At 34.8% G+C, this 10,586-nt stretch carries 11 protein-coding genes, 1 rRNA gene and 1 pseudogene; 10 read left to right on the top strand and 3 right to left on the bottom strand.

The genetic code is table 11. The features are described 5' to 3' along the window. Positions 1–8: 8 nt before the first annotated feature. The 8 genes and pseudogenes from rrf (at position 9) to GYX25_RS08225 (ending at position 5,517) form a co-directional block, all read left to right on the top strand. Positions 9–124 (top strand): 5S ribosomal RNA (gene rrf / locus GYX25_RS08260). A gap of 89 nt (positions 125–213) precedes the next feature. Continuing rightward, positions 214–777, top strand: a complete 564-nt coding sequence (locus tag GYX25_RS08255; protein ID WP_174787153.1) for a pseudouridine synthase — start codon at positions 214–216, stop codon at positions 775–777. Positions 778–920: 143 nt separating this feature from the next. After that, a pseudogene (gene ftsY, locus GYX25_RS08250) lies at positions 921–1,844 on the top strand (signal recognition particle-docking protein FtsY); the annotation flags it as partial. A gap of 9 nt (positions 1,845–1,853) precedes the next feature. Then, positions 1,854–2,513 (top strand): cell division ATP-binding protein FtsE, encoded by a 660-nt coding sequence (ftsE, locus tag GYX25_RS08245; protein ID WP_091350914.1) that lies wholly within the window; start codon positions 1,854–1,856, stop codon positions 2,511–2,513. Continuing rightward, complete coding sequence (gene ftsX, locus GYX25_RS08240; protein WP_091350917.1) at positions 2,513–3,484, top strand: permease-like cell division protein FtsX; 972 nt, start codon at positions 2,513–2,515, stop codon at positions 3,482–3,484. The genes ftsE and ftsX overlap by 1 nt, the downstream gene beginning before the upstream one ends. 201 nt (positions 3,485–3,685) lie before the next feature. Beyond that, the gene (gene rpoH / locus GYX25_RS08235) at positions 3,686–4,546 is read left to right on the top strand and encodes an RNA polymerase sigma factor RpoH (protein WP_091350919.1); all 861 of its coding nucleotides are present in this window, start codon (positions 3,686–3,688) and stop codon (positions 4,544–4,546) included. Positions 4,547–4,716: 170 nt separating this feature from the next. Further along, positions 4,717–5,295 carry a DUF2975 domain-containing protein gene (locus GYX25_RS08230; protein ID WP_167349355.1) on the top strand — a complete coding sequence of 193 codons (579 nt, stop codon included), beginning with the start codon at positions 4,717–4,719 and terminating at the stop codon, positions 5,293–5,295. A 12-nt stretch (positions 5,296–5,307) separates the two neighbouring features. Beyond that, positions 5,308–5,517 (top strand): helix-turn-helix domain-containing protein, encoded by a 210-nt coding sequence (locus GYX25_RS08225; protein ID WP_034910784.1) that lies wholly within the window; start codon positions 5,308–5,310, stop codon positions 5,515–5,517. 4 nt (positions 5,518–5,521) lie between these two features. On the opposite strand, the gene GYX25_RS08220 is transcribed toward GYX25_RS08225, so the two are convergent. Next, the gene (locus tag GYX25_RS08220; RefSeq protein WP_065587630.1) at positions 5,522–6,211 is read right to left on the bottom strand and encodes an aspartate/glutamate racemase family protein; all 690 of its coding nucleotides are present in this window, start codon (positions 6,209–6,211) and stop codon (positions 5,522–5,524) included. Between the two features lie 132 nt (positions 6,212–6,343). Between GYX25_RS08220 and GYX25_RS08215 the strand changes: the two genes are divergently transcribed. Both GYX25_RS08215 and cobB read left to right on the top strand, forming a co-directional pair. Then, positions 6,344–7,159, top strand: a complete 816-nt coding sequence (locus GYX25_RS08215) for a hypothetical protein (RefSeq protein WP_174787152.1) — start codon at positions 6,344–6,346, stop codon at positions 7,157–7,159. Positions 7,160–7,215: 56 nt separating this feature from the next. Further along, positions 7,216–7,899, top strand: a complete 684-nt coding sequence (gene cobB / locus GYX25_RS08210; RefSeq protein ID WP_174787151.1) for a Sir2 family NAD+-dependent deacetylase — start codon at positions 7,216–7,218, stop codon at positions 7,897–7,899. Between the two features lie 3 nt (positions 7,900–7,902). On the opposite strand, the gene mtgA is transcribed toward cobB, so the two are convergent. Together mtgA and mobB are read right to left on the bottom strand one after the other, a co-directional pair. Then, on the bottom strand, positions 7,903–8,595 hold the full coding sequence (mtgA, locus tag GYX25_RS08205; RefSeq protein WP_174787150.1) for a monofunctional biosynthetic peptidoglycan transglycosylase: 693 nt from the start codon (positions 8,593–8,595) through the stop codon (positions 7,903–7,905). 50 nt (positions 8,596–8,645) lie between these two features. Further along, on the bottom strand, positions 8,646–9,140 hold the full coding sequence (mobB, locus tag GYX25_RS08200) for a molybdopterin-guanine dinucleotide biosynthesis protein B (protein WP_174787149.1): 495 nt from the start codon (positions 9,138–9,140) through the stop codon (positions 8,646–8,648). Positions 9,141–10,586: the final 1,446 nt, after the last annotated feature.

The raw sequence follows: 10,586 nt of genomic DNA, 5'->3' as shown, positions 1-10,586 counted from the left end.
AGGATATGTCTGGCGGTAATAGCGCGGTGGTCCCACCTGACCCCATGCCGAACTCAGAAGTGAAACGCCGTAGTGCCGATGGTAGTGTGGGTATTACCCATGTGAGAGTAGGGTGCCGCCAGACTTTTAAATTAGAGAGAGCCCAGCAGTGATGCTGGGCTTTTTTGCTTTTGTGGTTTTATTTTATTATATAAATGGTAAAAAATACCCGAAATGAACACGTTAATAGCCTTTAATAAACCGTTTAATGTGACGAGTCAATTTTCACCACATGAAAAATATCAGACATTAAAAGAGTTTATAAACTTACCTAAATTTTACCCGGCTGGGCGGTTAGATACCGATAGTGAAGGATTACTATTGTTAACCAGCGATGGGAAATTACAAGCAAAAATCAGTTCACCAAAGTTTAAATTGCCAAAAACTTATTGGGTACAAGTGGAAGGACTTATTACTCAACAGGCTATAGATAAACTTAGATCTGGTGTGCAATTAAAAGAATTTTTTACACAGCCAGCCACAGTCACTTTTCTTGATGAACCATTGCAATTATGGAACAGAGTACCTCCTATTAGAGAACGCAAAACAGTACCAACTTCATGGGTAAGTATTACAATCTCAGAAGGAAAAAATCGACAAGTTAGAAGAATGTGTGCTGCGGTTGGTTTTCCTTGTTTACGTCTAGTGCGTGTGCAGATTGGAAAGTATAATTTATTCACTCACCAGTTACCATTAAGTGAATGGCGATTTATCACAACTAAAGATCTTTATTTATAATCAGTGTTACTTATTGGTTATGGATCACAAAATATTTCTTTTATCATCTTTTTAAAAGATCGAATGCATTGGGCTTTATTCTAAAATAAGATACAATGATCTTTAAATGATCGTGGAATAAATTATTTATGACTGAACAAAAAAAAGAAGGGTTTTTCTCCCGTTTAAAAAAGGGTCTTTTTAAGACTAAACAGAATATTGGATCTGGTTTTTTAAGTCTATTTAAAGGAAAAAAGATCGATGATGCTTTATTTGAAGAACTAGAAGAACAGTTACTTATTGCTGATGTGGGTTTTGATACAACGCAAAAAATTATAGACAACTTAACAAAGCAAGCTTCAAGAAAAGAGTTAAAAGATGCAGATGCATTACATGTGCTTTTAAAACAAGAAATGAAATCTATTTTAGATGGAGTCGATAAGCCGCTTGATATTAATAGTCATAATCCATTTGTTATCTTAATGGTTGGTGTTAATGGTGTCGGTAAAACAACGACAATCGGCAAATTAGCCCGTCAATTTCAGCAACAAGGTAAATCAGTTATGCTTGCCGCTGGCGATACATTTCGTGCTGCTGCTGTTGAACAATTGCAAGTTTGGGGGGAGCGCAATCATATCCCCGTTATTGCACAGCATACCAATGCAGATTCGGCATCTGTTATCTTTGATGCAATACAAGCAGCAAAAGCAAAGAAAATCGATGTATTGATTGCTGATACTGCTGGTCGATTACAAAACAAATCTCATTTAATGGATGAGTTAAAAAAAATAGTACGAGTGATTAAAAAGCAAGATGAAACAGCACCTCATGAAATTATGTTAACGATTGATGCAGGTACTGGCCAAAATGCTATTAGCCAAACAAAATTATTTAATGAAGCAGTCGGTGTAACAGGAATGACATTGACTAAATTAGATGGTACTGCAAAAGGTGGTATCATCTTTAGTATTGCAGATCAGTTTAATATCCCTATCCGTTATATTGGTGTGGGTGAAAAAATTGAAGATTTAAGACCTTTTGTTGCAGATGATTTTATCAATGCCTTATTTGATGAAACAGATGAATAGAGAAAAGCCATGATAGAATTTCAGCGTGTAAGTAAAGTTTATTCTGGTGGTAAATCGGCATTACAAAATATAAGCTTTACCCTGTTGTCTGGAGAAATGGCATTTTTAACAGGACATTCTGGCGCAGGTAAGAGTACGCTGATGCGACTAATTTGTGGATTAGAAAAAGCTAATGATGGCAAAGTATTACTAAATGGTATTGATGTTTCTAGTTTAAGGCGACAAGATATGCCTTTTTTGCGTCGCACAATTGGCATGATTTTTCAAGATCATCAATTACTGATGGATCATACCGTCTATGATAATGTAGCTATTCCATTAATTATTTTAGGTAAACCGGCGGAGGAAATTAAAAGGCGCGTGTCTGCTTCTCTAGATAAAGTTGGATTACTAAATAAAATGAAATTTTATCCAATACAGTTATCCGGCGGTGAACAGCAGCGAGTGGGGATAGCTCGAGCAATTGTTAATCGTCCAACTGTCCTGCTTGCTGATGAACCGACTGGTAATTTAGATGATAAACTGTCTAAGGATATTTTAAAACTTTTTGAAGAATTTAACCAAGCAGGCGTAACAGTCTTGATGGCAACCCATAATATGGGGCTTATTCGTCGCAAGCATCATCGAATACTGCATTTAAATCAAGGGTTTTTAGAGGTTAAAAATTAATGAGTTACGCTAATATTAAACCCACTAAATTAAAGAAAAAAGACAGCAATAGTTTTTTTTCACGTTGGAAAAGACAAATTGGCTATGCTTGGCGTAATACTTTTAATGATTTTTCTCAGCATATTTTTGCCTCATTATTGACCGTTTTTGTTATTGCTATCTCAATTACTCTACCTACTATTAGTTATCTACTTTGGAAAAATGCTAATCAAACAGCTCAACAATGGTATCCAACTCCCAACTTAACGGTTTATATTAATAAAGAATTAACACCTGAACAAACAACTGAATTGATCGCTAAACTTAAGTCTTATTCGGAAGTTGAACAAGTGAATTATCTTTCTCGAGAAAAGACAATTGAAGAATTTAAAACATGGTCAGGATTTAGTAGTGCATTGGATTTATTAGATGAAAATCCATTACCCGCTGTCGCAATAATTGTACCGAAAGAAGAAGCAAAAAAAACAGCCATATTGCATCGGTTACAAGCTGAATTACTTAATCTTGATGGCATAGATGATATAAAATTAGATGATAGTTGGTTTACCCGATTAACTGCGTTAACGAATATGGTCAAATCTGTTGTATGGATTATTTCGATATTTATGATTATTGCTGTATCACTTGTAATAGGTAATAGTATTCGCTTAACTATTTTTGCTAGAAAACAAACTATAGTTGTTATGCAATTAATTGGTGCAACAGAAGGTTTTATTTTACGTCCTTTCTTATATAGCGGTATTTTTATTGGTTTTGTTAGCGCTGTTGTTTCGTTGGTATTATCGGAAATATTTATCTTTCAAATAGAATCAATTATATTGAATGTTTCTGATGCTTTTGGAACAATTATTAATATTGAAGGCTTACTATGGGATGAAAGCTTATTAATTATACTTATTACTATCATTATTGGATGGCTTTCATCGTTTGTTGCGACTAAAAAATATTTAAAAATGACACAAATTACCTAGCTATTTTGACGTAACTAATTAAAATGTATATTAGTTTTAGTAAGTATTGAGCCTAGCAAGATGTTTTAGTAATTTTAAATAAAAAATATGAACTAATTTACAACTTGGAGGTCTAATTAATAAGTGAACGTTAGTTTAACGTTTTTAATTGTTGCATTTTATCTATGTAGCAACAACTAGTTAATTTAAAGGGGGAGTTAAATGAGTACTGATATAAAAATGCAAGTAGGTGCTTTAATTCCACAAGGTAATATTGAATCGTACATTCGCGCAGTTAATACCTATCCGATGCTAACAGCAGAGGAAGAAAAATCATTAGGTGAAAAACTTTATTATCATGACGATGTTGATGCAGCAAGACAATTGATATTATCTCATTTGCGTTTTGTTGCGCACATTGCTCGTGGATATTCAGGTTATGGTTTACCACAAGCTGATTTAATTCAAGAAGGTAATATCGGTTTAATGAAAGCTGTGCGTCGTTTTAATCCAGAAATGGGTGTGCGTCTAGTCTCATTTGCTGTGCACTGGATAAAAGCTGAAATTCATGAATACGTATTAAAAAATTGGCGTATTGTTAAAGTGGCCACGACTAAGGCACAAAGAAAGTTATTTTTTAACCTAAGAAAAACCAAACAACGTTTAGGTTGGTTTAATAATGCTGAAGTTGATATGGTGGCTGATGAGTTAGGTGTAAGCCGTAAAGATGTGCTTGAAATGGAATCACGCATGTCAGCACAAGATATGTCATTTGATATAGATAGTGATGACGATGATAATTCAATTGTTGCGCCAGCACTTTACTTAGAAGATAGCAATTCTGATTTTTCAAAATCAATTGAAAATGACAATTGGGAAAATGATGCAACAGATAAGTTACATGATGCATTATTAAAATTGGATGAACGTAGCCAAGATATCATCAAAGCGCGTTGGTTAGACTCGGATGATAGTAAGTCTACATTACAAGTTTTAGCTGATAAATATAGTGTTTCAGCTGAACGTATTCGCCAACTCGAAAAAAATGCAATGAAAAAATTACGAGTGGCTATTGAAGCATAGTTGATTTGTTATTGTTAACTTCTTAGGCCTTACTGATAAAAAAGTAAGGTTTTTTTTGTACTTCAACCTAATAAAACAATAAAAAATTATCGTTTTGTTTTAATTTTTTATTGTTTTATGCTTTGTTTATGTTATATTGTGTACAGTTTTATAAAAGAAAGGATATAAAGATGAACACAGATATGACTAAAACACATTCTCGATTGAATCAATATTGTCGCTTTATGGCATTATTAACATTAATTCCTATTCTAATTATGTTAATTAGCTCAATATTCCCCTTCTTGTATTATTTTTTTGATATGCAAAATATTGGGCTTGAATTTGGAGGGTTTTCTTTTATCCAAAGTGGGATTGATAATGTTGATCCTAAATCGTTATCTGGATGGCAAGCGGCTATCGCAACGTTAATCGATACTTCATTAATACTTATTTTAGCTTATGCATTTTATCAACTTAGATTATTGTTTATTAATTACAGCCAATCAGAGTATTTTTCGGTAAAATCAGCTAACCATTGTTACGTATTTGGCAAATTGCTTGTTTTATGGGGGATTATAAATTTTTTATCTGAACCTTTATTGACAATGCTCTTAACTTATAATCAAGACGCATCAGCACGATACTTTTCTATTTCTTTTTCTAGTGATGATATTATAACGCTATTTTCTGCCATGAGTATTATGCTTATAGGTCAAATATTGAAAAAAGCTTGCCAACTAGCTGAAGAAAATAAACAATTTATTTAAAAGGAGCCATATGTGCCAATTATAATAAATTTAGACGTAATGCTAGCAAAACGTAAAGTTAAATCAAAAGATCTAGCGGTAGCAGTTGGTATTACAGAACAAAATTTATCATTACTTAAGCAAGGTAAAGTAAAAGGATTTAGACTAGCAACACTCGAAGCAATCTGCAAACATCTAGATTGCCAACCGGGTGATATACTAGAATATACGAACGAAGAATAACTTATTAACTTATTGCAAGTAATGCTGCCTCTTGTGCGTGAATTAAGGCTGTATCAAAAAAAGGTATATTACGATCGGATTGAGAGATTAATAACCCTATTTCCGTACAGCCTAAAATAACACCTTCTGCGCCATTTTTAACGAGTTTATCAACAATATTAAGATAGGCTTGCTTAGAATCAGGCTGAATAATACCTTTGCAAAGTTCATCATAAATGATCTGATTAATGATATTTCTGTCTTGAGATTCTGGAATAAGCACATTTAAATTTTTATCGATCAGTTTAGATTTATAAAAGTCCTGCTCCATTGTATATTTAGTACCTAACAAAGCGACCGATTTAATATTTTGTGCTAGTAAATGTTTAGCTGTCACATCGGCAATATGAATAATCGGAATATTAATTGCTTTTTGGATTTGATCTGCAACTTTATGCATGGTATTAGTACAAATTACAATAAAATCTGCACCAGCTAATTCTACTCTTTTAGCCGCATCAATTAAAATTTCTGCGCTTTTATTCCACTCATTATTGGCTTGGCAATTTTCAATCGCTTGAAAATCAACGCTATATAAAATTGTTTTTGCTGAATGCAGGCCACCTAATGATTTGGCAATAGTTTGATTAATAACTTGATAATAAGTTGTGGTGCTTTCCCAACTCATCCCTCCGATTAAACCAATTGTTTTCATTTTTCATATACTTATATAAAATTTATTTATTTTTTGTTAACTCGTCTTACTAAATAGTAGAATAGCTATGCTATAAAGTCTATATAAAAAATAATGTAGTTATAAATACGGCCTTTAAGGTAACAATCTTAAATGAAGAAAAGAAAAACACAGTTATGGTTTGCATCGATTATTTATTTCATACTCTCCTTGCCCTGTTTTGCCGATCCCAAAGTGATCCATGTTTTGGTGGCGCTTTGTGATAACAAATATCAAAAGATTGCACCTGTTCCAAAGGCGATAGGAAACGGTCAAGATCCAAAAAACAACCTTTATTGGGGGGCTGCTTACGGGTTTAAAACCTATTTTTCTAAGCAAAAAGAGTGGCAAATTGTACAAATTAATCGACCCAAATCAGGAATAATATTAGAAGAAATTATTTACAAACACCAAGACAAAGATGTCTATCTAATTGCACAGGCGTATAATGGCAAATATATTAACGATACTGTTGATGATTTTATTGACTACTCAGCAGGCAAAAAGGTAAAAGCGTTTAAATTAAGTGATAAAACGATCATAGCAGGTGGTAGTGCTGATCTGGTTGTCTACATTGGTCATGATTCACTAATGGAATGGTCATGGAAAAAATATTTACCTGATAGCTGGCGTTGGGATACATTATCAAAAGAACAACAAGAAAAACAAAAATCACGTTATGCGGCGGTATTTGCTTGCAAAAGCCAACAATATTTTACGCCACCACTATCGCGCCTAGGTATTACTCCGCTTATTTTAACTTTGCACCGTATGGCGCCCGAAGCGTATAGTGTACATGCAATGATTAACAGTTGGTTAAATGGCGAATCCAAGGCTGATATTCGATTAAAAGTGGCAAGTGCTTACAGTCAATATCAAAAACTCAGCAAGTCCGCTTTGCATATTTTTACTACCGAATACAGCCAATAATTGGCAAATATTTTATTTTCAATAACCTTAGTTAAATTGTAAAGGTGTAATGAATTATGACGATACCTAAAATAGTTATTCTAACCGGCGCGGGTATTTCGGCCGAATCGGGCTTATCAACCTTTCGAGCCCAAAATGGATTATGGGAAGGCTATGATGTTAATGATGTAGCAACTTACGAAGGTTATATGCGCAACCCAACAGCGGTACATGATTTTTATAATATGCTGCGCCGTAAATTACAAAATCCAAACGTAAAGCCTAATGCTGCCCACTTTGCGCTAGCTGAGTTAGAACAGAAATTAGGCACTGATAACGTCTTAATTGTGACACAAAATGTGGATAACTTACATGAACAAGCTGGATCTAAAAATATAATACACATGCATGGTGAGTTATTAAAAGTGCGTAATGAAAAAACAGGACAGATAATTGATTGCTTTAACGATGTGAATTATCAACAAAACCAATTAATTCGTCCTCATATAGTCTGGTTTGGTGAAATTCCCCTACAAATGGAACAAATTTATGATGCACTTTCGCAAGCAGATTACTTTATATCCATTGGCACATCAGGCAATGTCTATCCTGCTGCTGGTTTTGTACAAATAGCTAATCAAGCTGGCGCTAAATCGATTGAACTTAATTTAGAGCCAAGTCTAGGTGAAAGCCTGTTTCAAACCAAAATTTACGGGCCAGCAAGTAAAGTGGTGCCTGAATTTATAGCGACACTTATCTAGCTATTATTTGAGCTTATCTAAATAATACTTACCACCCAAATTATTCATTTGAGTACGAATCCATTCTGCTTTTCTTTGAATATTACTATTGGGGTTAATAGGGCTCCATTTTCTTGGATTAGGCAAAATAGCCGCCAGTAAACTTGCTTGAGTAGGAGTTAATTGGCTAGCACTAACGTTAAAATAGTGGCGCGAAGCTGCCTCAACACCAAAAACGCCCTCATCCCATTCAACGCTATTTAAGTAAACTTCAAGTATGCGCTGTTTAGACCAAGTAAGCTCGATCCAAAGTGTAAACCACGACTCAAACCCTTTACGAACCCAACTGCGCGATGGCCATAAAAAAATATTTTTAGCGACTTGTTGCGTAATGGTACTGGCGCCACGAATTTTTTTACTATTTTGATTATATTGTAAAGCCCGATTAATCGCCTTAAAATCAAATCCCCAATGATTAGAAAAGTTTTGATCTTCGGCGGCAATGACAGCTATTTTAATATTATTAGAGATCTGATCCCAATCTTTCCATGTGCGTTGTTGAGTAACATTCCAATGAGTGATTTTTCTTTCTACCATCAACATAGAACCAAAAGGATCGACCCAACGCATTAATAAAACAAGCAAAACGGACAATAGCACAAATCCAATTATCACTTTTTTAGTTATGTTTAAAAATTTTTTGAATAAAGGCTTCATGCTGATTCAGGTAAAGTAACGTAAAAAATTAGCAAATAAGATACGATATATTAACGTTTTAATAAATAACTTTTTATAAACTCAACAATTTGAATTGGCTGATTAATATCAAATCTTGGCACATTCGTATCTAAAGGCTCATCACTAGCAATAGCCAAAGTAAAATCATCGATAAAAAACTGTTTTTGAACACAGCTTCGATGACAAATAATTTTAGGAATTTGCTCATCTTTAAATCCCTCAACTAAAATAATATCAACATCAAAAAATTGATTAACTAAAGTCTGCAAATCAGCAGGTTTATTAGGGGTTTCGCAAATAAAAGCATAACGATTATCACATGCGGCAATTGTTTGTAACGATCCTGCTTTACGTAATTTATAGCTATCTTTTCCTGGAGTATCAAATTCAATATCGTGATGAGCATGTTTTAAAGTTGCTACCTTAAAACCTTGCTCAACAAGTAACGGAATAACCTTTTCCAACAAGGTTGTTTTACCGCTACCGCTGTAACCACAAATTGCGAGCGTTTTTTTTATATTCATTGTTTCGTGATTCAAAAATGGTTATATTCAACTTAAACCTAATATACACTATTTTCTATGTTGAAAAAGGTGAGATCATCTTTAGCAAAAATCAGTCAGAAAGGGTATTGATTTTATTGAAGTTTTTGTTTTACTGTTTTTAAGCTAAATCAACTGCTTACACAGCCTAAGCAAGGGCCGGCAACTAACAAATCAACAAAACTACGAATAGAGCACTTTAATAACAGCCATTTAACCACTCAAAAAGTGGTTAGGAAAGGTACTGATTTTATTAAAGTTTTTTTCTGGCTATTTTTTAACAAAAACCGCCTTATAAAAACACAATAACCCTTCCCAAAAAACGATGATTATGTTATTTGTCTTATTCCGGCGTCAGAATGCGCCGACAACAGAGTGAGGTTAGCACGCCAAACAGGGACGTTTGGCGAGTTTGTGGTGCGCCGGGAGCGCGTCCACAAACGGTGCGTTAAGACCGAGCGGCGGCGGAGGACAAATTTGTCTGGAACAAATTTGAACATCTGAGCATAGCGAAGATGGCCTCGTAGAGGCGAGTATCAGGATGATACGAGTAGTGCCGCAGGCCACATTCTGCAGCCAAGCGCGGGATTGCTAAGGGAATTCGCTTTAATTCCCTTAGCTCGGACGTGGTCACTGTAGCTATTTTATTCACCCAAGGTCAATAACGTCCGAAACCTGCGCACCCAATTTATCCTATTCACCAAAACAAAAAAGGCCTGATTTTCCGTCCAAAAATCGGTCAGGAAAGGTATTGATTTTATTGAAGTTTTTATTTGGTGTTTTTTAGCAAAAACCGCCTTATAAAAACACAACAATCCTTCCCAAAAAACGATGGTTATGTTATTTGTCTTATTCCGGCGTCAGAATGTGCCGACAACAGAGCGAGGTTAGCACGCCAAACAGGGATGTTTGGCGAGTTTGTGGTGCGCCGGGAGCGCGTCCACAAACGGTGCGTTAAGACCGAGCGGCGGCGGAGGGCAGCCGTAGGCCACATTCTGCAGCCAAGCGCGGGATTGCTAAGGGAATTCGCTCTAATTCCCTTAGCTCGGACGTGGTCACTGTGGCTATTTTGTTCACTATAGGTCAAAACGTCCGAAACCTCTGCACCCAATTTATTCTATTCACCAAAACAAAAAAAAGCCTGATTTTCCGTCCAAAAATCGGTCAGAAAAGGTATTGATTTTATTAAAGTTTTTATTTGATGTTTTTTATTCAAAAAACATCACCAAAACCATTTCCCAAAGCCCGCCAACATAAGCTAACTCATCCTTTAACAAAACTTTACAAATTTTTAACAAAAAAGGTAGCGCATTATTGGTCAAGCGGTTATAATTTAATCGCTTACAAAGCAAGGGAGTGCTCATTATTAGAGCAGTCAGTTATAAAAAATCGAAATAAAACAAAAATTTACTTGACAGGATGATCGAA

It is taken from the genome of Gilliamella sp. ESL0254 (assembly GCF_013344985.1).
GTDB lineage: Bacteria > Pseudomonadota > Gammaproteobacteria > Enterobacterales > Orbaceae > Gilliamella > Gilliamella bombicola.
Note: the sequence above shows the minus strand (reverse complement) of the source record. Positions and strands in the feature narration are given on the sequence as shown.

What these genes read in the sequence shown, in the direction of transcription:
- GYX25_RS08220 (WP_065587630.1), bottom strand. Translation starts at nt 6,211, where the DNA reads ATGAAAACAATTGGTTTAATCGGAGGGATGAGTTGGGAAAGCACCACA.
- GYX25_RS08215 (WP_174787152.1), top strand. Translation starts at nt 6,344, where the DNA reads ATGAAGAAAAGAAAAACACAGTTATGGTTTGCATCGATTATTTATTTC.
- ftsE (WP_091350914.1), top strand. Translation starts at nt 1,854, where the DNA reads ATGATAGAATTTCAGCGTGTAAGTAAAGTTTATTCTGGTGGTAAATCG.
- mobB (WP_174787149.1), bottom strand. Translation starts at nt 9,140, where the DNA reads ATGAATATAAAAAAAACGCTCGCAATTTGTGGTTACAGCGGTAGCGGT.
- rpoH (WP_091350919.1), top strand. Translation starts at nt 3,686, where the DNA reads ATGAGTACTGATATAAAAATGCAAGTAGGTGCTTTAATTCCACAAGGT.
- GYX25_RS08230 (WP_167349355.1), top strand. Translation starts at nt 4,717, where the DNA reads ATGAACACAGATATGACTAAAACACATTCTCGATTGAATCAATATTGT.
- GYX25_RS08255 (WP_174787153.1), top strand. Translation starts at nt 214, where the DNA reads ATGAACACGTTAATAGCCTTTAATAAACCGTTTAATGTGACGAGTCAA.
- mtgA (WP_174787150.1), bottom strand. Translation starts at nt 8,595, where the DNA reads ATGAAGCCTTTATTCAAAAAATTTTTAAACATAACTAAAAAAGTGATA.
- cobB (WP_174787151.1), top strand. Translation starts at nt 7,216, where the DNA reads ATGACGATACCTAAAATAGTTATTCTAACCGGCGCGGGTATTTCGGCC.
- ftsX (WP_091350917.1), top strand. Translation starts at nt 2,513, where the DNA reads ATGAGTTACGCTAATATTAAACCCACTAAATTAAAGAAAAAAGACAGC.